Origin of the sequence: Pseudotabrizicola formosa (genome assembly GCF_002900965.1) — a bacterium.
Lineage (GTDB): Bacteria > Pseudomonadota > Alphaproteobacteria > Rhodobacterales > Rhodobacteraceae > Pseudotabrizicola > Pseudotabrizicola formosa.
In genome coordinates this window covers 742920-764673 of the sequence record NZ_PJOM01000001.1, presented here as the reverse complement: position 1 = coordinate 764673, position 21754 = coordinate 742920, and the positions used below count along the sequence as shown (strand labels likewise).

Here is a 21754-nt window from a genome sequence, read left to right as displayed (position 1 = left end):
TCACCATCATCATGTGGTTCCCCTCATGTACATCGAACTTCGCCACCTGCGCACCATCCGCGCCATCCATCAGGCCGGCGGGCTCGCCCGGGCCGCCGATCTGCTCAACATGACCCAGTCCGCCCTGTCGCATCAGGTCGCCAATCTGGAAGATCAGGCCGGGATGGAGCTGTTCGTGCGCCGGTCCAAACCCATGCGCCTGTCAGCGGCAGGCGTGCGGATGTTGCGCGCCGCCGACCGCATCTTGCCGGAAATCGAGCTGATGGAAGAAGAGTTCCGCGCGCTCCGCTCTGGCAAGACCGGGCGGCTGCACATCGCCATCCAGTGCCACGCCTGTTTCGACTGGCTGTTCCCGGTGCTTGAACAGTTCCGTCAGGCCTGGCCGGAAGTCGACGTTGACATCCGCGCCGGGCTGGCCTTTGACAGTTTTCCCGCGCTTTTGCGCGAAGAGGTCGATCTGGTCATCACCTCGAACCCCGAACCCTTGGCCGGCCTGACCTACAACCCGCTGTTCGACTACCACCCGGTGTTCCTCGCCTCCGCCCAGAACCCGCTCGCCGCCAAACCCTTCATCGCGGCCGAGGATTTCCGCGATCAGGTGCTGATCACCTATCCGGTGGGCCGCGACAAGCTCGATGTCTTCACCGAACTGCTGACCCCCGCCAAGGTCGAACCCCGCGGCCAGCGCCCGGTGGAACTGACGGCGGTTATCCTGATGCTCGTCGGCTCCAACCGCGGCGTGTCGGTCTTGCCCGACTGGGTGCTGCGCGACATCAAAAGCAACGCCGATTACGTCACCCGCCCGCTCGGCCCCCAGACCGTGACCAAACGCCTGTTCGCAGCCACCCGCGATGAGGATGCCGCCAAGCCTTTCATGGCGCATTTCCTGAAACTGGGCCGCTCCGAACCGGTCAAGCTGCAACGCGGCTGATCCCGGTCCCGCACAAGACAAAGCCCGGCACATCCGCGCCGGGCTTTGCAGCTTTACCCTGTAACCGGGTCAGGTCAGACCGATTTGCGCCGCCGCACGGCCGCAAGCCCACCCAGACCCGCAAGCATCAACCAACCCGCAGCCGGCAGAGGCACAACGCCCGGATCAGGCGGCGGAGGGGCCGCGCCATCGGTGGTGATCACCGATTTGCTAAGCGTCACCAACCAGCCCGAATTGCCTGTATCAATATCGATCCGGACATTCAGCCCTTCTGCGATATCATCAAAGAAGTTGGACGCCAGATCAAACTCGGTGAAGGCAAAAACGTCACTTGCGCCGGCAAGAAGCCCAAGCGACACCCAGACGCCGTCATCCATGGCAAAGATCTCATCGAACTCGCCAAATTCGAAGTCGACATCAAAGGCGCTGATCAACAGCGAGGCCGTGGTAAAGCCCGCCGCAATGGCACCATGGGTCCAGGACCAATCCTGGTCAGCGCCACGCCAATATGTGCCTGAATACACGAGCGAAGGATCGGGAACGAAAAACCCCGACGGTGCCTCGACAACGTCAACGGTGGCCGCGCTCGTCATGGCAGGCAAACCTGCAAGGCAAAGTGCGGCGAGTACAGACTTAATTTTCTTCATACTTGTTAACCTCACATCACGGTAAAAGGAAAAAAATCGGAAGCGCACGGAAAGTTGATAACAGTTTACTAACGATTCGTCACGCCACCTTTCCACATTGCCCCGGCTATTTGGGGCCGCCCGCAGCACGCCCCCTTTCCTTGCGCGGCCGACCGCCCTATACGCAGGCGTTTGAACCTACCCGGAGTCCCACGATGCAAGGCAGCGCCAACCTCAACCTGATGATCAAGGCCGCGCGCCGTGCGGGTCGCTCGCTGGTCAAAGACTTCCGCGAGGTTGAAAACCTTCAGGTTTCCACCAAAGGCCCGGGCGACTTTGTCTCCAAAGCCGACCGCGAGGCCGAGCGGATGATCAAGGAAGACCTGATGGGGGCCCGCCCCACCTATGGCTGGCTGGGGGAGGAAACCGGGGCCAGCGCCGGGGCAGATCCCACCCGCCGCTGGATCGTCGACCCATTGGATGGCACCACCAACTTCCTGCACGGCATGCCGCATTGGTCGGTGTCCATCGGTCTGGAACACAAGGGCGAGATCGTGTCTTCGGTGGTCTATGACGCCGCCAAGGATGAAATGTTCTGGGCCGAAAAAGGCTCGGGCGCCTGGCTCAACGACAGCCGCCGCATCCGCGTCTCGGGCCGCCGCAGCATGTCCGAGGCGGTATTTGCCACCGGCGTGCCCTTTGGCGCCAAGAAAACCCTGCCCGCCACCCTGCAGGATCTGGCCCGCCTGATGCCCGCCTGCGCCGGGGTCCGCCGCTGGGGGTCCGCCGCGCTTGACCTCGCCTATGTCGCCGCAGGCCGGTTTGACGGGTATTGGGAACGCGAATTGCAGCCCTGGGACGTGGCCGGCGGCATCCTCCTGGTCAAAGAGGCTGGCGGCATGGTCACCGGCATCCGCGAAACCCAGGACCCGCTCGAAGACGGCAGTCTGATCGCCGGCAACGAGGCGCTGTTCGAATCGTTCCGCAAGATCATCCGCAACGACAGCTGACAGCTGACGGCCGACGCCGGGCCCGCGCGGCCGCTACCGCGGCCTGCGTGGCACCTGCGGCACCCGCGAGCGCGCATAGCGCGCCTCGGGGTGCGGCGGCACGCCATGGGTGCGGCTCCAGAAGCCAAAGCCGCCGCGCCGCAGCCAGACCGGCAGCGTCAACAGCCCCCCGGCCACAAAGCCCCCCACATGCGCCCAATAGGCCACGCCGCCGCCGTCCAGCGGGGTCATCGCCCCATTGACCAGCTGCAGCCCGAACCACAGCCCCAGCACCAGCCAGGCCGGAATCGGCACGATGCGGAAAAAGATCACGATGATGATCAGCACATCCACCCGCGCCTTGGGAAACAGCAGCAGATATCCCCCCATCACCCCGGCAATCGCCCCCGACGCGCCCACCATCGGAATGTCCGACCCCGGGTCCGCCCCATATTGCAGCGCAACCGCCGCCAGCCCGGACAGGGCATAAAACAGCGCAAAGCCGGCATGGCCCATCTCATCTTCCAGATTGTCCCCGAAGATGAACAAGAACAACATGTTGCCCAGAAGATGCATCCAGCCGCCATGCAGGAACATATGGGTGACCACGCCCTGCAGGCTCAGGCCTTCGGTCACGAACCGCGGCACGAACCCCCAGTCATAGAAGAAATAGGCCAGATCCCGCTCGTCCAGGCTCAGGTTGACCAGCGCGAAAACCGCCACATTCGCAGCGATCAGCACATAGGTGACATAGGGCCAGCGCCCTGACGGGTTGTGATCGCGGATGGGAAACATGGGCGACAACCTTTCCCATCGCCCCGCCCCCGTCAAGCCCGCGCAGCCGCGACAGATCCGCAGCCCCGCACCATGCAGCACCTGTGCCAAAGACGCATCGCGCAGGCAGCGCCGCCTGAGGAGACGCGGCGCAGCCGCGCGACGAGGCAAAGACAAGGCGGCGCAGCCGCTCCGTCAGATCCGCCGCCTCAGCCCGCGACCTCTGCCAGCAGCTGCGCATTGCCGCCCGAGGCCGTGGTGTCGATACAGGCATGCCGCTCCAGCACCACATGCCCCACATCGGGCCGGCCGGTGATCAGCGGCAGAATCGGGCCGGGCCGTGCGGCCAGCGCCCGGGCGCAGGCGCGCGCCACGCCGGCATCCCCCCACCAGATCGCGCCCGAGACCCCCTCCACCCCGGTCAGCGCGGCCGGGTCCAACCCCGGCACCTCCACCGCCACGCCGCCCAGCGCCCGCACCGCGGTCGCCTGCGCCATCGCCTGCGCCGCCGTCGGCCCAAGGCACAGCACCGGCGCGCGCGCCACGCAGGTCAGCCGGTTCGACTCCCCCGTCGGCCCCGGCAGATCAAGCGTCACCGGCGCAGGCACGGCCCGGGGCGCGCCCAGCGCCGCGCGCAGCTCTGCGCCCGTCGTGACCACCGCCGCGCCGCCCGTCTCGCCCGCCAGCGGGGCGGGGGCCGCCGTAAACCGGTGCAGGTAATGCGGCCCGCCCGCCTTGGGTCCGGTGCCCGACAGCCCTTCGCCGCCAAAGGGCTGGCTGCCCACCACCGCGCCAATCTGGTTGCGGTTGACATAGATATTGCCCACCCGCAGCGCCCCCAGCATCTGCTGCACCCGGTCGTCGATCCGCGTGTGCAAGCCGAAGGTCAGCCCATAGCCGGTGGCATTCACCGCATCTGTCACCTTGTCCAGATCCGCCGCCCGGAAGGTTGCCACATGCAGCACCGGGCCAAAGATCTCACGCGGCATCGCCGCAATCCCCGGCACCTTGATCACCACCGGCCCGACAAAGGTGCCACTCTTGGGCGCCCCGATCTCCTTCAACACCCGTCCCTCGGCCCGCGCGCGGCCCACATACTCCACAATCCCCGCCTGCGCCTGCCCATCAATCACCGGCCCCACATCGGTCGCCAGATCCCACGGATCGCCCAAGGCCAGATCCTCCATCGCGCCAAACAGCATCTCCAGCACCGTCTCCGCGATATCCTCCTGCACATAAAGGCAGCGCAAGGCCGAGCATCTCTGCCCCGCCGACTGGAAGCTTGACGCCAGAATGTCGCGCACCGCCTGTTCGGGCAGCGCCGTGCTGTCCACCAGCATCGCGTTCAAGCCCCCCGTCTCGGCAATCAGCGGCGCGCCCGGGTCCAGATGCTCGGCCATGCTGGCCCGGATCTTCAGCGCCGTATCGGTGCCGCCGGTAAAGGCCACCCCCGCCACCCGCGCATCCCGCGTCAGCATAGCGCCCACCGCGCCATCGCCGGGCAGCAGCTGCAAGGCACTCACCGGCACCCCGGCCTTGTGCAACAGCCCCACCGCAAAGCCTGCAATCAGCGGAGTCTGCTCGGCCGGTTTGGCCAGCACCGCATTGCCCGCCGCCAGCGCCGCCGCAATCTGCCCGGTGAAAATCGCCAGCGGAAAATTCCACGGGCTGATGCAGGCAAACACGCCCCGCGCGCCATGCGCCAAGGCCCCGGCCCCATCGGCGTAATAGCGCAGGAAATCCACCGCCTCCCGCAGTTCCGCCACCGCATCGGCCTGCGTCTTGCCGGCCTCGCGCGCCAGCAGCGCAAAAATCGCCCCGAACTCTGCCTCATACAGATCCGCCGCCCGGCGCAGCACCTCTGCCCGCACCTGCGGATCTGCCGCCCAAGGCTCGGCCAGCCGCAGCGCGGTCTCCACATCCGGCGCGCCCGCCTGAGTCACAAACCCCACCCGCGCCCCCGTCGCCGGATTGACCACCTCCTGCCGCAGCCCGCCTGCCGCGCGGCCCGCCAGCGTCGGCCCCGCCTCGAACAGCGCCTCCTTGTACGGTGCCCGCGCCGCCCCGATCGCCGCCAGATCGGGCGCCGCCGTCAGATCAAAGCCGCGTGCATTGCGCCGCGAGCCGAACAACCCGGGCCCGGTCAGCAGCGCCTTGTTGGGCAGGCTCAGCCCCTCGGCAGCCGTCAGCGGACAGGCCGCCACCCGCGCGGGCGGCACCTCCTCATCGACAATCTGGTTGACGAAACTGCTGTTCGCCCCGTTCTCCAACAAGCGCCGCACGAGGTAAGCCAGCAAATCCCGATGCGCCCCCACCGGTGCATAGATCCGGCAGCGCGTGCCCCGCCCGGTCAGCACAATGTCATGCAGCCGTTCGCCCATGCCATGCAGGCGCTGGAACTCATAGCCCATCGCCTCCACGCCCATCTCCCCCGCCATATGCAGCACCGCCGCCACCGTATGCGCGTTATGCGTGGCAAATTGCGGATAGATCCGCCCGGTCATCCCCAAGAGCTTGCGGGCATTGGCGATGTAGGACACGTCCGTTGCCTCTTTCCGGGTAAACACCGGAAAGCTCTCCAGCCCCAGCACCTGCGCCCGCTTCACCTCGGCGTCCCAATAGGCGCCCTTCACCAGGCGCACCATCAGCTTGCGGTCCAAGCGCTGCGCCGTGTCATGCAGCCAGTCGATCACCGCCCCCGCGCGCCGGCCATAAGCCTGCACCACCACGCCAAACCCGTCCCAGCCCGCCAGCGCCGGATCTTCCAGCACCGCCTCGATCACCTCCAGCGACAGCTCCAGCCGGTCGGCCTCTTCCGCGTCGATGTTGAAGCCCAGCCCCGCCGCCCGCGCCAACCCGGCCAAGGCGCGCACCCGTGGCACCAGCTCCGCCATGACCCGGCCCCGCTTGGCCACCTCATAGCGCGGATGCAGCGCCGACAGCTTCACCGAAATCCCCGGATTGGCGCGGATGTCATGGCCCTTGGCCGCCCCGGCAATGGCGGAAATCGCCTTCGAATAAGCCAGATGATAGCGCCGCGCATCGGCTTCGGTCCGCGCCGCCTCCCCCAGCATGTCATAGCTGTAGGTATAGCCCTTGCCCTCCAGCTCGCGCGCCCGGTCCATCGCCCGCTCGATCGTCTCGCCCAGCACGAAATTGCGGCCCATCTCCTTCATCGCCTGCGCCACCGCGCGCCGTATCACCGGCTCACCCAGACGCTTCACCGCCGCGCGCAGATGCCCCGCCACCCCCGGCTCGCGCTCTTCCAGCACCTTGCCGGTCAGCATCAAGGCCCATGTGGACGCGTTCACCAGACTGGACGCCGACCGCCCCAGATGCCGCCCCCAGTCGCTCGGCGCGATCTTGTCCTCGATCAGCGCATCCATGGTCTCGGCATCGGGCACCCGCAGCAGCGCCTCGGCCAGACACATCAGCGCGATGCCCTCATCGGTGGACAGCCCGTATTCGGCCAGAAACACCTCCATCAGCCCGGGCTTGGCGCTGCGGCGGATGCGGGTCACCAGATCGGCCCCCTCCGCCGATATCGCCGCCCGCGCCTCTGGCGACAGACCGGCCTCGGCACTCAGCGCGCGGACCAGCGCTGCCTCATCCCGCAACGCCTCATTCCGAATGATCTCAAGGGGGGAGGTGTGGGAATCGCGCGGCATCTGGCATCTCCTGTTTGGCCGATCATACCGCGCTACCCAAAGGCTGTTGTCCCGATTATGATGATTGGCACAGCCATTCCGCCCGCAAATCAGGGAAAGCCCCATGCACTCTGACCAAGCCCCTCTGGACCGCTTCGACCATGCCATCCTGCGCATCCTGTCATCCGAGGGCCGGATCAGCGCCGTCGAACTCGCCCGCCGCATCGGCCTGTCCAAAAGCCCGACGCAAGCAAGGATGAAACGGCTGGAAGAGGCGGGCGTGATCACCGGCTACCGCGCGGGGCTGGACCCGATCAAGATGGGGCAAGCCCATGTCGCCTTTGTCGAGGTCAAACTGTCCGACACCCGCGAAGCCGCGCTGCAAGCCTTCAACAAGGCGGTGATGCTGCTGCCCGAGGTCGAACAATGCCACATGATCGCCAGCCGCTTCGACTATCTGCTCAAGGTGCGCACGGCCGATATTCAGGCCTACCGCCGCGTGCTGGCAGAACGCATCTCGGCCCTGCCGCATGTGGCGAACACCTCAACCTATGTGGCGATGGAATCGGTCAAGGAAGGCCCGATCTGACGGTGCCCGCTGCCCCCGGATCAGACCTGCAAGGCCCCGGCATCACCGCACACACGTCATGACGTAAACCATACCCAAACCAGACGTGGACCAGATGCAAATCATACCTGAAATTTCATGTCATTTCAGCGGCTTGTGACGATTTCCGCCCTCCACCCCCCGGCCCGCCTTCGCAGCCCTGAAACGCTGGTGCCCGCGGCCGGACTTGAACCGGCACGACCTTGCGATCGGGAGATTTTAAGTCTCATGTGTCTACCATTTCACCACGCGGGCAGCGCCGCACCAGCATAACGCAGCGGGCGGCAGGGGAAAGGGGGGGCAAGGCGAAACCCGCTTGCCAGACCGCATCCGCTTTTCGCTGCCCTGCGGCAATTGACACCGCCCCGGTTCCCCCGCTTTATGACAGCACCAATTTTGCGGGAAGGGTCAGCATGCAAAAGGTCTATCCAGATGCCAGATCGGCACTCGACGGGGTGCTGTTTGACGGAATGCTCATTGCGGCGGGGGGCTTTGGCCTGTGCGGCATCCCCGAACTGCTGATCGCCGCGATTCGGGACGCAGGCACCAAGGATCTGACCGTCGCCTCCAACAACGCAGGCGTCGATGGCTTTGGCCTTGGCCTGCTGCTGGAAACCCGTCAGGTCAAGAAGATGATCAGCTCCTACGTCGGCGAAAACGCTGAATTCATGCGACAATATCTGAGCGGAGAGCTGGAGCTGGAGTTCAATCCGCAAGGCACGCTGGCCGAACGCATGCGCGCCGGCGGGGCGGGCATCCCAGGGTTCTACACCAAGACCGGCGTCGGCACGGTGATTGCCGAAGGCAAGCCGGTGATGAATTTTGACGGTCAGGACTACATCATGGAACGCGGCATCGTCGCCGACCTGTCCATCGTCAAGGCATGGAAAGCCGACCCGTCCGGCAACCTGATCTTCCGCAAGACCGCCCGCAACTTCAACCCGCCTGCCGCCACCTGCGGCAAGATCTGCGTGGTGGAAGTCGAAGAAATCGTGCCGCTGGGCGCACTTGACCCGGACCACATCCACCTGCCCGGCATCTATGTGCACCGCATCATCCAGGGCCAGCACGAAAAACGCATCGAACAACGCACTGTCCGCAAAAAGGAATCCGTGTAATGTGGGACCGAAACCAGATGGCCGCCCGCGCGGCACAGGAACTTCAGGATGGCTGGTACGTCAACCTCGGCATCGGCATCCCGACGCTGGTGTCGAATTACATCCCCGCAGGCGTCAACGTCACCCTGCAATCGGAAAACGGCATGCTCGGCATGGGCCCCTTCCCCTTTGAAGGCGAAGAGGATGCCGACCTGATCAACGCCGGCAAGCAGACCATCACCGAACTGCCGCAGACCGCCTTTTTCGACTCGGCCCAGTCCTTCGCCATGATCCGCGGCGGCAAGATCGCCATGGCAATCCTGGGTGCCATGGAAGTGGCGGAAAACGGCGATCTGGCCAACTGGATGATCCCGGGCAAGCTGGTCAAGGGCATGGGCGGGGCGATGGACCTTGTCGCCGGCGTGGGCCGCGTTGTCGTGGTCATGGACCACACGTCCAAGCATGGCGAGTCCAAGGTGCTGAAATCCTGCACACTTCCCCTGACCGGCAAGGCAGTGGTCGACCGCATCATCACCAATCTTGGCGTGCTAGACGTCGTCCCGGGCGGCCTGAAACTGGTGGAACTTGCCGATGGCGTCTCTGAGGCCGACCTGCGCGCCGCGACGGAAGCCACCCTTGTCAACTGACCCTCGCTTCCGCCGCGAAGATCACGGCTCCAAGGGCCGCTATGTGCTGCGCCAGGAGGGGGCAGAGGCAGAGATCACCTTCTCGGTCACCACCCCCAGCCTGATCATTGCCGATCATACCGGCGTCCCCGATGCCCTGCGCGGCACCGGGGCGGGTGTGGCGCTTGTGGAGTATATGGTAAATGACGCCCGTGCCCGCGGCATCAAGATCGTGCCACTCTGCCCCTTCGTGAACGCACAGCGCCGCAAACACCCCGAATGGGCCGATGTCTTCGCGGCCTGAGCCCATTATCTGTTCAAAAATATCCTCGGGGGGTGAGGCGCGAAGCGCCGAGGGGGGGCGAGCCCCCCCTTTCAGCATCAGCCCCAGGCGCGCCCTCAACCGCCCGCCGAGATCACCTTGAACACGCAAGGGTCGGTCACCAGCTCCGGCGGCGTCAGGCACAGCCCTTGTGACACCTGCCAGGCCGCCAGCACCTTGGGCACATAGTCGCGCGTTTCGGCATAGGGCGGCACGCCGTCATTGGCCCGCACCGCGCCTTCGCCCGCGTTATAGGCGGCCAGCACCATCAGCGGGTCGCGGTTGAACTCTTTCAGCAGCCAGTCCAGATAGGCCACCCCCCCCTTGATGTTCTGGGCGGGATCGGTTGAATCCGCCACCCCGAACCGCGTCGCCGTCGCCGGGATCAGCTGCATCAGCCCCTGCGCCCCGGCAGAAGACACCGCATCGGCGCGGCCTGCACTTTCCACCCCGATCACCGCCAGCACCAGCGCGGGCGACACTTCGGTGCCGATGGTGGCTGACAGGATGTGCTTGCCATATTGTGCGGCAATGCCCTGCATGTGCTGCAGGCGGGGGGCGGTCACCGCACTGCCCTGCGGCCCCCTCGACAGGGTGGCCATCGCCAGCGGGAAACGATCTGCCACCGCCGCCCGGCTGGTGGGCACGGTCTGCCAGAACCAGTCATAGCTTGCCCCGCGCGGCGCAATCTGTGTCAGCGCTCCGGGCGAGACCGGGGCCGCCCCCGTATCCGCCTCGGCTGTCGGCGTGCGGGGAACCACCTTGGGCGCAAGCGCCAGCAGCCGCGCCTGCTCTACCGGGTCGATCTGCACGATCCGGCCCTTGCCCACCGCTTCGCCGACCTTGACCCGCTTGAACGAGAAGTCGCGTTCGCCGCTCAATCCCTGTGCCACACCCATGATGGGCGCCAGACCCAGGCCCGCAGCCAATAGTCCTGCCATGAATCGCATCGCTGCTCGATGCCTGTCTGTTGTTTTTGTTGGTCCCAGAGTGACACGACTTCGCCTGTCAGACCATCCATTGGCAGAAATCCATCCGCAAATCTGGCGAATTTGCCGCAATTGCCGGACAATCAGAGGAAGAGATCCTTCAAGGCAAAAAATAAAATTGTCCTATTTCATAGGCTTGACAAAAAAATTATGGAAATCGCCGCGAATCCGAAAAACACCCGATACCTGCCCAGATGTTGCCACCGTTGCAGATCAAAACAGGGTCATACCGAACGGAAGACGGAACGGAACAGAGGCCAGACCGACAAAGACGCCGCGCGGTGCAACCAACCAAAGCAACACTGAAAAGAGAGAACCACCATGCTGAACATGATCAAGAACTTCGCAAATGACGAATCCGGCGCAGTGACCGTTGACTGGGTCGTTCTGACCGCCGCCGTCGTGGGCCTGGGCCTGCTGGTGATCAACCAGCTCCGTGAGCCAATCAGCACCGCTGGTGGCGTGATCGCTACCGACATCACCACCGCGGCAACCCGTACGCCCGCACCATAAGAGCTGAGCGGGACAACCTTTCGTTGTCCGGTTGAGCCTCAGGGCGCGGACCGGTGTTCCGGTCCGCGCCCTTTCTCGTCTGCGATGTGCGTTGCGGATTTGGGCAGGTGTCCCAAGACCCTCAGACACATTGCGGGTCGGCAGCAGTGCATGACCTTACAACTTGGACACCTCAACAAGGGGCCAGTATCATGAGATCTCTCTCGATCCCGCACTCTCGCCGCCTGATCCGGTTCTGGACCGACGAAACCGGTGCGGTGACCGTCGATTGGGTGGTTTTGACCGTTGCTGTTGCCGGTCTTGCGCTGACGATCGCCACGCTTATGACGCCGCAGATTTTTGCAGCGGTCGGTTCGACGATCGTGTCGTTCATCACTGAGGCACAGGCGCGGCCATAAAGCGCCAGGAACACGGAGCGGCGGCGCAGTCTGCACCCCCGCTTATCGCTGGAAAGGGTATTTGAATGCGCGGCATGTTCGGACTGGTGCTTGTGGCAGGGGTCGCCCTCGCGGGCAGTGCCGTCTATCTGGCGAAAGGTTACATCGGCCAGACGCAGACGCAGCTGGAACAGGAACGCGAGCTGCGGGCCAAGGTCGGCCCGATTGTTCAGGTCTATGTGGTCACCAAGACCAAGAATTACGGGGAAGAGCTGACGCCCGAAGACGTGCAGCTGGTCTATTGGCCCCAAAACTCGCTTCCCGAAGGCGTGTTCAGCGATGAGGCCGTGTTGTTCCCCGCCGGGGTCGAGGATCGCCGCTATATTCTGCGCCAGATGGACAAGTTTGAACCGATCCTCACCTCCAAGGTCACAGACCCCGGCAAGGGGGCTGGCCTGACCGGCCAGATTGCCAAGGGCATGCGCGCCTTTGCCATCAATGTCGATGTGTCATCGGGCGTGTCTGGCTTTGTGCAGCCCGGCGACCGGGTGGATGTCTACTGGACAGGGGCCGTCGACGGCACGGGGGGTGAAATCACCCGGCTGATCGAAAGTTCTACCCGGATCATCGCAGTGGACCAGCAGGCTGATGCCAGTGCCGGGGCAACGGTTGCCCGCACAGTCACTGTGGCCGCCACACCGTCACAGGTCGCCCGTCTGGCACAGGCCCAGGCGACGGGACGTCTGGCCCTGTCTCTGGTCGGCTCCGGCGATGACAGCGTCACCGAAACCATCGAGATCAACAGCCGCGAGTTGCTGAACATTCAAAACCAGGAAGTGGTCCAGGTCGAGGCAGAAAAGGTCTGCACGGTCATCCAACGCAGCGGCAGTGAACGGGTCGAGGTGCCGATTCCCTGCACGAACTGACACCGGCTCTGACTATGGGCAGCACCTTATCTGGTGGCTGTCCTGTCACTTTGGCCGATCTGTTGCGCCCTGTTGCACCTTATCCACATAAGCTTTGACCAATAAGCGTTTGATTCTTGCAAAAAAACGGCTTTGCAGGCATCTTCGTTAAAAATACGGGCGAAAAGACCCGGAAAGAGGCGTGATCGAAAGGGCAGGTCACATGAGCATGAGTATCCTTTTAAGGGCGGGCCTGATGGCTGCGGCCTTGTCCACCACCGTGCTGACGGGTGCCGCTTCGGCAGAAACGCTGCGCGTGATGCGTGGCTCTGTTTCGCAACCGCTGCAGGTGCCGATGAACCGTGCCGTGGTGGTTGAAAGCGACACGCCCTTTGCCGAACTCTCCATCGCCAACCCCGGCATTGCCGATATCTCCACCCTGTCGGACCGCTCGATCTATGTGCTGGGCAAGACGCCGGGCCGCACCACGCTGACGCTGCTGGCCCCTGACGGGCGGCTGATTTCCAACGTCGATGTGCATGTCACCCCCGATATTGCCGAGTTCAAGGAACGCCTGCAGCAGATTCTGCCCGGCGAGCCGATCGAGGTGCGCACCGCCAATGACGGCATCGTGCTGTCCGGCGTGGTGTCATCGACCGCCAAACTTGACCGCGCGTTGGATCTGGCCAACCGCTATGCGCCCGAACGCGTGTCCAACCTGATGAGCGTGGGCGGCACCCAGCAGGTGATGCTCAAGGTCCGCTTTGCCGAAATGCAGCGCTCGGTTTCAAAGAACCTCGGGGTGTCACTGGCCGCGCAGAACGGTGGCCGCAACATCAGCGCCGGCGAAACCGGCACTTTCCTTTCGCCGGGCAACAGCATCGGCGGTCCGATCACCACCGCTCCGGGCACGCGGGGCGCACTCAACATTGGCTTCAATGCCGGCTCGGTCCAATTTGCCGTGCTGTTGGAGGCGCTGGAGTCGAAAGGCGTCGTGCGCACGCTGGCCGAACCGAACCTGACCGCCCTTTCGGGGCAAGAGGCACGGTTCCTGGGCGGCGGCGAATATCCCATCCCGGTGCTGAGCGACGATGGCGTGGCGGTGGAGTACAAGCCGTTCGGCGTCGAGCTGAGCTTTACGCCCACGGTTGTAGATGGCGATATCATCAACCTGCAGCTCAATGCCGCCGTTTCATCCATCGACACCACCATCTCGATCGAATCGGGCGGTTTCTCGATCAATGCCTTCAAACGCCGCGAGACATCGACAACAGTGGAAATGCGCGACGGCGAAAGTTTCGCGATCGCCGGTCTGTTGCAGGACGATTTCCGCAACCTGAACAACCAGTTGCCCTGGATCGGTGATGTGCCGATCCTTGGAGCGCTGTTCCGCAGCTCGGATTATCAGCGCAACCAGTCGGAACTGGTGATCATCATCACCCCGCATCTGGTGACGCCGACCCGCGGTGATGTCTATGCCCTGCCGACAGATCGCGTCCGCCTGCCGACAGAGCGGGAATTTTTCCTGAACGGGTCGGTTGTCGGGCCGCAGCGCGGTGCCGCAGGTGAGGTGGCGCGGCAAGATTTCAGCACCTCCTATGGCTATGTGATGGAGTAAGGCCGATGCTCAGACTCTCCACCGCCATGCTCAGCCTCTTGCTGGTCACCGGATTGGCCGCCTGCACATCCTCTCCGGCCTTTGACCGGCAGTTGGGGTATGAGATCGACGAGGGCGGCTATGGCTCTGTCACCCGCAACAACGCCGCCATCATGTCGGGCGAAATCAACGCGACCCAGCAACTCAACGTCCGGTTCCGGGCAGAAGTGCCCAGCACGGTTACCTTCGCCTTCAACAGCGCCCAGCTGACGCCCGAAGCGCGGCAGGTGCTGGCCCGTCAGGCCGACTGGATCCGCCAGTTCCCCGAACTGCGGTTTTCGGTCTATGGCCACACCGATCTGGTTGGGTCGAACAGCTACAATCAGGCCCTTGGCAAGCGCCGCGCACAAGCTGTGGTGGCATTCTTCGCCAGTCAGGGCATAAGCCCCCAGCGGCTGGAGGCTTTGGTGTCTTATGGCAAGACCCGTCCGGTCGTTGCCACCCAAGGCCCCGAAGAGGCGAACCGCCGCACGGTGACCGAAGTGGCCGGGTTCCACAGAGGCCGGAGCGCGCCGCTCAACGGAAAATATGCCGAAGTCATCTTCCGCGAATACGTCGCAAGTGCGGTCCGGCCGATCGCCCCAACCACGCAGGTGCGCACCCAGGTCGATCCGGGCCAATGACCTGTCACCAAAGCCGGCGGGTGCGCCATCAGCGCACTGTTGCACGGCAGAAAACAGTGAAAAAGGGGGCCAAACCAGGCCTCCTTTTTTTATGGACCGGGGGTCATGCAGATTTCTGTGCTGCCGTCCTCCCAAATATCAAAGAATCACGATCTTTTAGCCCCATTCCTGCCACCATTCTCTAGCATTCCTAGAGACAATGGAAACAGTCGCGGGCGATGGCCTGCACGGCTCCGGAGCAGATCTGGGTTGATGTCGCCTCTGGGCACGCCCTGCACCGGCTCCGTCTTCGGGAAGGACAAGAGGCGAGATGACCAGCGTGGCAACCCTTCAACCAGATCCCGCACCGATCAAGGCCTGCACCATATCGCGGGACGTGCAGAATTTCGAACTGCTGATCGATGACATGGAAAATGCCCTTGGCGAAAGCTGGGGCGATCTGTCGTTTGAAGATGCCGTACAATTCATGGCTCAGCCGGAAGCAGGCACGCTGGAGTTCGTGGCCATCGCCGTCGACGCCGAAGACGAGGCTGACCTGGCCCGTATTGCCGAGATCGTTCAGACGGCAAAGGCTCAGAATATCAAGGTGCTGCTGATCGCCGATCAGATCGGCCCCATGGTGCTGCATCAGCTGCTGCGTCTGGGGGGCGATGATTTCCTGCCCTATCCGCTGCCAGACGGCGCGTTGCAGGATGCCATCGAACGTCTGCGGCAGGCCGCCGTCCCGGTGCCGGTCACCGCTACCCCCAGTGCTGCGCCAACCATATCGCTTGTGCCAGACCCCGAGCCCGAAGTGGTCCAGACGCCGAAATTCAAGGCCAAGGGTGACCGCGAAGGCGTGGTGCTGCCGGTTCACGGCCTGGCGGGCGGTACCGGCGCGTCAACATTTGCCGTCAACCTTGCATGGGAACTGGCAAGCCTGTCGAAAACCGACGCGCCCCGCGTCTGCCTGCTGGATTTCGATTTCCAATATGGGTCGGCCGCCACCTATCTGGACCTGCCACGCAAGGAAATCGTGTTCGAAGTGTTGTCCGATACCGCCAGCGTCGACAGCGACACGTTCCTGCAGTCGATGCTGACCTTCAACGACCGCCTGCACGTCTTTACCGCGCCGGCCGACATGTTGCCGCTCGATATCATCGGGCCCGAAGACATCGGCCGGATCGTTGACATGGCGGCGGCCAATTTTGACTATGTCATCATCGACATGCCCAAGACCATCGTGGTCTGGACCGAAGCCATCCTGACCCGCGCCCATGTCTATTTCGCGCTGCTGGAACTTGACCTGCGCTCAGCCCAGAACATCCTGCGCCTGATCCGCGCGCTGAAGGCCGAAGCCCTGCCGCATGAAAAGCTGCGCTACGTGCTGAACCGCGCGCCGAAGTTCACCGATCTGTCGGGCAAAAGCCGGGTCAAGCGCATGGCGGAAAGCCTTGATATCACAATCGAACTGCAACTGCCCGATGGCAGTGTGCAGGTCACGCAGGCCAATGATCACGGCCTGCCGCTTGCAGAGACCGCGGCAAAGAACCCGCTGCGCAAGGAAATCCAGAAACTCGCCAAGTCGCTGCACGACCTGAACAAGGGCGTGGAGTCTGGCAAGGCCTGATCGGGCCAAGGGGGCATACCGATGTTTTCGCGATTCAAGAAGCCCGAGAGCGGCCCGGCACCCACCGGGCTGAAGCCCGTCACATCATCGGGCCCGGTGGCCCCACCTGCCGCACCGGCGCCCAAGCCGGTCACGCTCTCTGCGCGCCCGATGGCTTCGGCTCCGCCCCCGAAAACGGCTGCCGAAACGATGGCATCCGACAAGGAAAAGAAGCGCAAAGACAAGATCATGGAGCTCAAGGTCGAGCTTCACAAGCGTCTGCTGGACAACCTGAATCTGTCGGCGCTGGAAAAGGCGTCCGAAGCCAGCCTGAAACTGGAAATTGCCTCGATCACCGCCGAAGCGCTGGACGAAATGAGCGTGGCGCTGAACACGCAGGACCGCCAGGTGCTGCATCAGGAACTATATGACGAGGTCATGGGCCTTGGCCCGCTGGAAGCCTTGCTGAAAGACGATACCGTCAACGATATTCTGGTCAACGGCCCCAAGCGCATCTTTGTGGAACGCGGCGGCAAGCTGTCCCTGACCGACATCACCTTCAAAGATGAGCGCCACCTTCTGCGGATCATCGACAAGATCGTATCCGCCGTGGGCCGTCGGGTAGATGAATCCAACCCCTATTGCGACGCCCGCCTTGCCGATGGATCCCGGTTCAACTGCATGGTGCCGCCGGTCGCGGTGGACGGGTCGCTGGTGTCGATCCGCAAATTCAAGAAAGACAAGCTGGGCATCGCCGATCTGGTGCGTTTCGGGGCCTTTACCGAGGAAATGGCCGCCTATCTGCAGGCGGCCGTGGCAACCCGGCTGAATGTGATCGTCTCGGGCGGGACAGGGTCGGGCAAGACCACCACGCTCAACGCGCTGTCCTCCTTCATCGACAATTCCGAGCGCATCCTGACCATCGAAGACACCGCCGAACTTCAGTTGCAACAGGTCCATGTCGGCCGTATGGAAAGCCGCCCGCCCAATGTCGAGGGCAAGGGCGCGGTGACCCAACGCGACTGTCTGCGCAACGCGCTGCGGATGCGGCCTGACCGGATCATCGTGGGGGAAACGCGGGGTGAAGAAGTCATCGACATGCTGCAGGCCATGAACACCGGCCACGACGGATCGATGACCACCATCCACGCCAACTCGGCCCGCGACGGCATCAGCCGGTTGGAAAACATGATCGCGATGTCTGGCATCGACATGCCGATCAAGGCGATGCGCAGCCAGATCTCTTCGGCTGTGAACCTGATCGTGCAGGCCAGCCGCCTGCAGGACGGCTCGCGCCGCATGGTCAGCATCACCGAAATCACCGGCATGGAAGGCGAGGTCATCTCGATGCAGGAAATCTTCCGCTACGAACGGCTGGGCGTCGAGGGCAATGGCAAGATCATCGGCCGGTTCAACGCCACCGGCATCCGCTCGGCCTATTCCGACCGTTTCCGGCAATGGGGCTATGATCTGCCCGCGTCCATCTATGAACCGATTGGCTGAGGGGCCGCACCATGGAAATTTCAGCAGCACCCCTGATCTATATTCTGATCTTCGTCGCGGTCGTGGTGCTGGTCGAAGGCCTGTATCTGACCGTTTTCGGCAAATCCATCAGCATGGACAGCCGGGTCAGCCGCCGTCTGGCCTTGATGCAGAAAAACAGCAACCGCGAACAGGTTCTGGAACAGCTCCGCAAGGAGATGAGCCAGCACATGTCGTCGCGCGGCATTCCGCTTTATTCCCTGTTGGCCGACAAGGCGCAAAAGGCCAATATCGCCTTCTCCCCCAAACAACTGATCGGCATCATGGCGCTGGTCACGGTCTTTGCCTTTGCCGGGCTGACCGTCGGCACCGCCGTTGATACCCCGATCCGCATTGCCATTGCGGTGATCATGGGCGTGGGCGGGGTATATTTCTGGGTCAACAAGAAGGCCAAGACACGCATCGCCAAGATGGAGGAACAGCTGGCCGAAGCGATCGAGCTGATGGTCCGGTCCCTGCGCGTCGGTCACCCCTTTGCCTCGGCCATCGGGATCGTGGCAAAAGAGGTCTCGGATCCGCTTGGCACCGAATTCGGCATGATCGCGGACGAAGCCGCCTATGGCCGCAATGTTGCCGACAGCCTCAAGGCCTTTGCCGAGCGGATGGACAATCAGGATCTGCGGTTCCTTGCCGTCGCCGTCGCGATCCAGCAGCAGGCGGGCGGCAACCTGGCCGAAATCCTCGAAGGGCTGGGAAAGGTGGTGCGGGCGCGTTACAAGCTGTTCCGCCGCGTCAAGGCCATCACCGCCGAAGCGAAATGGTCTGGCACGTTCCTGTCTGCCTTCCCGCTGGGGGCGCTGGTTGCGATCAACATGGTCGACCCGAATTACTACGCAGAGGTCAAGGATACTGCGGCCTTTGTACCGGCGGGAATCTTTGTCGGCGTCATGCTGACCATCAACGTCTTCTACATGAAGATTATGACGACCATCAAAGTCTAGGGGCTGCAGATGCAGATATTCTCTCAAATCAACACCCTGCTGACCGATCTTCTGGGTCCGATGGGGCCGCTGCTGGCGCTTGGCGGCGTCGGGCTTTTGCTGATCATCGTGGCGCTGCCGACACTGCTGCAAAAGAAGAAAGATCCGCTGGACAATATTCGCGCCCTGCGCACCGGCAAGGCGACGGACACGGTGGAAAAGCTGCGCCGGGGCGGCCCGTCCAAGGCCGACAAGCTGGAGCGTTTCGCCACCTACCTGGAGCCGCAAAGCGCCGAGGAACTCTCCGCCACACGGCTGAAACTTCTGCGCGCGGGCTATCGCGGCAAGGGGGCCGTGCGGATCTTCCACTTTTCACAGTTTGCAATGGGGATCGGCATTCTGGTGCTGGGCCTGCTGTACAGCCTGCTCAAATCGGCCCAGACCGAACTGACCACCCAGACCATGGTGCTCTACACCATCCTGCCTGCCGCCGTCGGCTATTACGCCCCGGTCTACTGGATCACCCGGCGCATTGCCGAACGCCAGCAGCAGATCACCGAAGGTTTCCCCGACGCGCTGGACATGATGCTGGTCTGTGTCGAGGCCGGGCAATCGCTGGATCAGTCGATCATCCGTGTGGGCAATGAGGCCCGCAACGGATACCCTGCCCTGGCCGAGGAATTTGAAACGGTGGCGCAAGAGGTCAAGGCCGGCAAGGAACGCATCGCCGTTCTGCGCGACATGTCCGAGCGTGTGGGCCTGCCCGACATCACCTCTTTCGTCACCACACTGATCCAGTCGGCCAGCTTCGGCACCTCTATCGCCGATGCGTTGCGGGTCTATTCGGCGGAAATGCGTGACAAACGCATCATGCGCGCCGAGGAAAAGGCCAACACAATCCCCACCAAGTTGACGCTGGGCACAATGCTCTTCACCCTGCCGCCGCTTCTGGTTATCCTGATCGGACCGTCTTTGGCAGGCTTTGCCGGCAAGATGGGGGGTGGAGGTTGATATTTCGCGCATCCGTTTATCTGCAGGCGCTGCACTGGCGCTGACCCTTGCCATTGCCGCCTGTGGCACAACAGGCGGGGGTGGGCTGTTTGGCGCGCGCGATATGGGCTTCGGCGTCGATCCGAATGAGCAATCCGTCGACGGGCTGATTGTCGGCCATCGGCTGATGGCGGCGCAGGAATATGACCTCGCACTCAAGGCCTATCTGCGCGCGGCGGGCGAACAGGGCTTCACCGCCGATGTCCTGTCGGCCCTTGGCTCTGCCAACCTGCACCTTGGCCGGTTGAACCAGTCCGAAGACCTGTTGCGCAAAGCCGTGGTCGAAGAGCCGGATTTTGTGCCGGCGCTGAACAATCTTGGCGTCGTGCTGATGGAACGCGGCAATTACGGCGAGGCGCGGCTGTTCTTCCAGCGCGCCTTTGCCGCAGATAGTGGCCAAACGGACATGATCCGCGAAAACCTGATGCGTGCCATCGCAAAAAGTGAAGATGCCATGTATGCTGAGCCCGAGGAAACATCACGGTTCACCCTCGTTCGGCGCGGCTACAGCACCTATGAGTTGCTGTCCGAACTGTAGCGGGCCAAGGGCCGGAGCAGTCAAAGAGGACGCATAAATGCGCCGACCGATCGTTGCGGCACTGTGCCTTTCGGGCGCGGTTGCCCTGAGTGCGTGCCAGAAATCCCCCGATGCCGAAGTGCAGCGCGCGTTGAAGGACGTGAACGTCATCGACGAGTCCAACCTGTCCGACATCATGCTGACCGTGGGCGACCCCGAAGAAGCCGTGGCCTATTTCCAGCGCACCGCCGAGCAGAACCCCGACCGGATCGATCTGAAACGCGGCCTTGCCAAATCGCTGGTGCGGGCCGGACGCCCGACCGAGGCGGCAGGTGCCTGGCGCAGCGTGACCGCGCATCCGGAAGTCACCAATGAGGACCGCGTCTCGCTGGCCGATGCCCTGATCCGTGCCAATGAATGGCCCGCAGCAGAGGCCGAACTGAACAAGGTTCCGCCCACCCATGAGACCTTTGAACGCTACCGGCTGGAAGCGATGATCGCCGACAGCAAGAAGAACTGGGCCAAGGCCGACAGCTTTTATGAAATCGCCGCCGGGCTGACCACCAAACCGTCGGGCGTGCTGAACAACTGGGGCTTTTCCAAGCTGACGCGCGGCGATGCGCCAGGCGCCGAGCGGCTGTTCGTGCAGGCCCTGACCTTTGACCCCAACACCTTTACCACCAAGAATAATCTGGTGCTGGCCCGCGGCGCGCAGCGCAAATACGAATTGCCCGTGGTCAAGATGAGCCAGGCTGAAAAGGCGGAACTGCTCTACACCATGGCGCTGACCGCCATCAAGCAAGGCGATGTCAGCACCGGCCGGCAGTTGTTGCGCGAAGCGGTGGAAACCCATCCGCAGCACTTTGAAACCGCCGCCCGCGCGCTGGCTGCACTTGAGGCCTGAGGCATGTTTCCGACCCTTGCCCCGCTGACGGCCCCTGCCGCCCTTGCCTTTTTGCCCTTTGCCCTGTTCATCGGCGGATGGGTGGCCTGGTCAGACATGAAGCTGATGAAGATCCCCAACAAGACCATGATCGCCCTGCTGGCAGTCTGGCTTGTGGTGGGTCTGGCGGTCGTGGCTCTGTCCGGCTTCCCGCTGCAATCCTGGGCTTGGGGCTGGGTGCTTGCCGCCATCACGCTGGTGATCGGTTTTCTGGCCAACGCCTTGCGCCTTGTCGGCGGCGGAGACGCCAAATTCGCCACCGCCATGGCACCCTTCTTTGTCGGGGCCGACTGGCGCTATGTGTTCCTTCTGGCCGCAACCTGCCTGATCGGTGCCTTTGTCGTGCACCGGATCATCCGACGCATCGGCTTTGTCCGCAGGGCCACTCCCGACTGGATCAGCTGGACCAGCCGCGACTTTCCGATGGGCCTCGCCCTTGCCGGGACACTGATTTTCCATCTTTTGCTCACAATTGCGGGCGCATCCTAGAGCAGGCTTCAGCCAGGGGGCG

The 21754-nt window shown here is 63.4% G+C and carries 21 protein-coding genes, 1 tRNA gene and 1 pseudogene; 18 read left to right on the top strand and 5 right to left on the bottom strand.

Going from position 1 to position 21754, the window contains the following annotated elements:
* Nucleotides 1-25 precede the first annotated feature (25 nt).
* The gene (locus CXR43_RS03870; protein ID WP_103332677.1) at nt 26-931 is read left to right on the top strand and encodes a LysR family transcriptional regulator; all 906 of its coding nucleotides are present in this window, start codon (nt 26-28) and stop codon (nt 929-931) included.
* Nucleotides 932-1005: 74 nt separating this feature from the next.
* Here the strand turns inward: CXR43_RS03870 and CXR43_RS18025 are convergent, their stop codons facing one another.
* Nucleotides 1006-1524 carry a VPLPA-CTERM sorting domain-containing protein gene (locus CXR43_RS18025; protein WP_246831265.1) on the bottom strand — a complete coding sequence of 173 codons (519 nt, stop codon included), beginning with the start codon at nt 1522-1524 and terminating at the stop codon, nt 1006-1008.
* Between the two features lie 248 nt (nt 1525-1772).
* Here CXR43_RS18025 and CXR43_RS03860 point away from each other — a divergent pair, with 248 nt between their 5' ends.
* Entirely contained in the window at nt 1773-2567 is a 795-nt protein-coding gene (locus CXR43_RS03860) for an inositol monophosphatase family protein (RefSeq protein ID WP_103332676.1), read from the top strand.
* Nucleotides 2568-2600: 33 nt separating this feature from the next.
* On the opposite strand, the gene CXR43_RS03855 is transcribed toward CXR43_RS03860, so the two are convergent.
* Nucleotides 2601-3341 (bottom strand): rhomboid family intramembrane serine protease, encoded by a 741-nt coding sequence (locus CXR43_RS03855; RefSeq protein WP_103332675.1) that lies wholly within the window; start codon nt 3339-3341, stop codon nt 2601-2603.
* 188 nt (nt 3342-3529) lie between these two features.
* On the bottom strand, nt 3530-6988 hold the full coding sequence (gene putA, locus CXR43_RS03850) for a bifunctional proline dehydrogenase/L-glutamate gamma-semialdehyde dehydrogenase PutA (RefSeq protein ID WP_103332674.1): 3459 nt from the start codon (nt 6986-6988) through the stop codon (nt 3530-3532).
* 103 nt (nt 6989-7091) lie between these two features.
* Between putA and CXR43_RS03845 the strand changes: the two genes are divergently transcribed.
* Complete coding sequence (locus CXR43_RS03845; RefSeq protein ID WP_103332673.1) at nt 7092-7556, top strand: Lrp/AsnC family transcriptional regulator; 465 nt, start codon at nt 7092-7094, stop codon at nt 7554-7556.
* Nucleotides 7557-7743: 187 nt separating this feature from the next.
* Here CXR43_RS03845 and CXR43_RS03840 read toward each other — a convergent pair.
* Nucleotides 7744-7829, bottom strand: a tRNA-Leu gene (locus CXR43_RS03840).
* A gap of 158 nt (nt 7830-7987) precedes the next feature.
* Between CXR43_RS03840 and CXR43_RS03835 the strand changes: the two genes are divergently transcribed.
* Genes CXR43_RS03835 through CXR43_RS03825 form a run of 3 tightly spaced genes read left to right on the top strand, consistent with a single transcriptional unit; the run spans nt 7988 to nt 9601 of the window.
* Nucleotides 7988-8692 carry a CoA transferase subunit A gene (locus tag CXR43_RS03835; RefSeq protein WP_103332672.1) on the top strand — a complete coding sequence of 235 codons (705 nt, stop codon included), beginning with the start codon at nt 7988-7990 and terminating at the stop codon, nt 8690-8692.
* Nucleotides 8692-9318 carry a 3-oxoacid CoA-transferase subunit B gene (locus CXR43_RS03830; protein WP_103332671.1) on the top strand — a complete coding sequence of 209 codons (627 nt, stop codon included), beginning with the start codon at nt 8692-8694 and terminating at the stop codon, nt 9316-9318. Before CXR43_RS03835 ends, CXR43_RS03830 begins: the two co-directional genes overlap by 1 nt.
* Complete coding sequence (locus CXR43_RS03825; RefSeq protein WP_246831264.1) at nt 9308-9601, top strand: GNAT family N-acetyltransferase; 294 nt, start codon at nt 9308-9310, stop codon at nt 9599-9601. Before CXR43_RS03830 ends, CXR43_RS03825 begins: the two co-directional genes overlap by 11 nt.
* Before the next feature lie 95 nt (nt 9602-9696).
* Here the strand turns inward: CXR43_RS03825 and CXR43_RS03820 are convergent, their stop codons facing one another.
* On the bottom strand, nt 9697-10569 hold the full coding sequence (locus tag CXR43_RS03820) for a lytic transglycosylase domain-containing protein (protein WP_103332669.1): 873 nt from the start codon (nt 10567-10569) through the stop codon (nt 9697-9699).
* Nucleotides 10570-10929: 360 nt separating this feature from the next.
* Between CXR43_RS03820 and CXR43_RS03815 the strand changes: the two genes are divergently transcribed.
* From CXR43_RS03815 to CXR43_RS03760, 12 genes and pseudogenes are all read left to right on the top strand, one after another.
* A complete protein-coding gene (locus tag CXR43_RS03815) occupies nt 10930-11121 on the top strand; it encodes a Flp family type IVb pilin (RefSeq protein ID WP_103332668.1) in 192 nt (63 codons plus the stop codon).
* 191 nt (nt 11122-11312) lie between these two features.
* Entirely contained in the window at nt 11313-11519 is a 207-nt protein-coding gene (locus CXR43_RS03810; protein ID WP_103332667.1) for a pilus assembly protein, read from the top strand.
* Nucleotides 11520-11584: 65 nt separating this feature from the next.
* Nucleotides 11585-12424: a Flp pilus assembly protein CpaB gene (gene cpaB / locus CXR43_RS03805; protein WP_103332666.1), complete on the top strand. Its 840-nt coding sequence runs from the start codon at nt 11585-11587 to the stop codon at nt 12422-12424.
* Between the two features lie 202 nt (nt 12425-12626).
* The gene (locus CXR43_RS03800) at nt 12627-14021 is read left to right on the top strand and encodes a type II and III secretion system protein family protein (protein WP_103332816.1); all 1395 of its coding nucleotides are present in this window, start codon (nt 12627-12629) and stop codon (nt 14019-14021) included.
* A 5-nt stretch (nt 14022-14026) separates the two neighbouring features.
* On the top strand, nt 14027-14683 hold the full coding sequence (locus CXR43_RS03795; RefSeq protein WP_103332665.1) for an OmpA family protein: 657 nt from the start codon (nt 14027-14029) through the stop codon (nt 14681-14683).
* 310 nt (nt 14684-14993) lie between these two features.
* The gene (locus tag CXR43_RS03790; protein ID WP_103332664.1) at nt 14994-16292 is read left to right on the top strand and encodes an AAA family ATPase; all 1299 of its coding nucleotides are present in this window, start codon (nt 14994-14996) and stop codon (nt 16290-16292) included.
* A gap of 21 nt (nt 16293-16313) precedes the next feature.
* Entirely contained in the window at nt 16314-17774 is a 1461-nt protein-coding gene (locus CXR43_RS03785; RefSeq protein ID WP_103332663.1) for a TadA family conjugal transfer-associated ATPase, read from the top strand.
* Nucleotides 17775-17785: 11 nt separating this feature from the next.
* Nucleotides 17786-18754, top strand: coding sequence for a type II secretion system F family protein (locus CXR43_RS03780; RefSeq protein ID WP_103332662.1), 969 nt, complete (start codon nt 17786-17788; stop codon nt 18752-18754).
* A gap of 9 nt (nt 18755-18763) precedes the next feature.
* Nucleotides 18764-19744 (top strand): type II secretion system F family protein, encoded by a 981-nt coding sequence (locus CXR43_RS03775; protein WP_103332661.1) that lies wholly within the window; start codon nt 18764-18766, stop codon nt 19742-19744.
* Nucleotides 19734-20321: a tetratricopeptide repeat protein gene (locus CXR43_RS03770; protein ID WP_435530780.1), complete on the top strand. Its 588-nt coding sequence runs from the start codon at nt 19734-19736 to the stop codon at nt 20319-20321. The genes CXR43_RS03775 and CXR43_RS03770 overlap by 11 nt, the downstream gene beginning before the upstream one ends.
* A 37-nt stretch (nt 20322-20358) precedes the next feature.
* Complete coding sequence (locus tag CXR43_RS03765; RefSeq protein ID WP_103332660.1) at nt 20359-21204, top strand: tetratricopeptide repeat protein; 846 nt, start codon at nt 20359-20361, stop codon at nt 21202-21204.
* 45 nt (nt 21205-21249) lie between these two features.
* Nucleotides 21250-21732: pseudogene (locus CXR43_RS03760) on the top strand (prepilin peptidase); the annotation flags it as partial.
* Nucleotides 21733-21754: the final 22 nt, after the last annotated feature.

Bases quoted from the DNA above. Each gene is read 5' to 3' on its own strand.
- CXR43_RS03870 (WP_103332677.1), top strand. From the start codon at position 26: ATGTACATCGAACTTCGCCACCTGCGCACCATCCGCGCCATCCATCAG.
- CXR43_RS18025 (WP_246831265.1), bottom strand. From the start codon at position 1,524: ATGACGAGCGCGGCCACCGTTGACGTTGTCGAGGCACCGTCGGGGTTT.
- CXR43_RS03860 (WP_103332676.1), top strand. From the start codon at position 1,773: ATGCAAGGCAGCGCCAACCTCAACCTGATGATCAAGGCCGCGCGCCGT.
- CXR43_RS03855 (WP_103332675.1), bottom strand. From the start codon at position 3,341: ATGTTTCCCATCCGCGATCACAACCCGTCAGGGCGCTGGCCCTATGTC.
- putA (WP_103332674.1), bottom strand. From the start codon at position 6,988: ATGCCGCGCGATTCCCACACCTCCCCCCTTGAGATCATTCGGAATGAG.
- CXR43_RS03845 (WP_103332673.1), top strand. From the start codon at position 7,092: ATGCACTCTGACCAAGCCCCTCTGGACCGCTTCGACCATGCCATCCTG.
- CXR43_RS03835 (WP_103332672.1), top strand. From the start codon at position 7,988: ATGCAAAAGGTCTATCCAGATGCCAGATCGGCACTCGACGGGGTGCTG.
- CXR43_RS03830 (WP_103332671.1), top strand. From the start codon at position 8,692: ATGTGGGACCGAAACCAGATGGCCGCCCGCGCGGCACAGGAACTTCAG.
- CXR43_RS03820 (WP_103332669.1), bottom strand. From the start codon at position 10,569: ATGCGATTCATGGCAGGACTATTGGCTGCGGGCCTGGGTCTGGCGCCC.
- CXR43_RS03815 (WP_103332668.1), top strand. From the start codon at position 10,930: ATGCTGAACATGATCAAGAACTTCGCAAATGACGAATCCGGCGCAGTG.
- CXR43_RS03810 (WP_103332667.1), top strand. From the start codon at position 11,313: ATGAGATCTCTCTCGATCCCGCACTCTCGCCGCCTGATCCGGTTCTGG.
- cpaB (WP_103332666.1), top strand. From the start codon at position 11,585: ATGCGCGGCATGTTCGGACTGGTGCTTGTGGCAGGGGTCGCCCTCGCG.
- CXR43_RS03800 (WP_103332816.1), top strand. From the start codon at position 12,627: ATGAGCATGAGTATCCTTTTAAGGGCGGGCCTGATGGCTGCGGCCTTG.
- CXR43_RS03795 (WP_103332665.1), top strand. From the start codon at position 14,027: ATGCTCAGACTCTCCACCGCCATGCTCAGCCTCTTGCTGGTCACCGGA.
- CXR43_RS03790 (WP_103332664.1), top strand. From the start codon at position 14,994: ATGACCAGCGTGGCAACCCTTCAACCAGATCCCGCACCGATCAAGGCC.
- CXR43_RS03785 (WP_103332663.1), top strand. From the start codon at position 16,314: ATGTTTTCGCGATTCAAGAAGCCCGAGAGCGGCCCGGCACCCACCGGG.
- CXR43_RS03780 (WP_103332662.1), top strand. From the start codon at position 17,786: ATGGAAATTTCAGCAGCACCCCTGATCTATATTCTGATCTTCGTCGCG.
- CXR43_RS03775 (WP_103332661.1), top strand. From the start codon at position 18,764: ATGCAGATATTCTCTCAAATCAACACCCTGCTGACCGATCTTCTGGGT.
- CXR43_RS03765 (WP_103332660.1), top strand. From the start codon at position 20,359: ATGCGCCGACCGATCGTTGCGGCACTGTGCCTTTCGGGCGCGGTTGCC.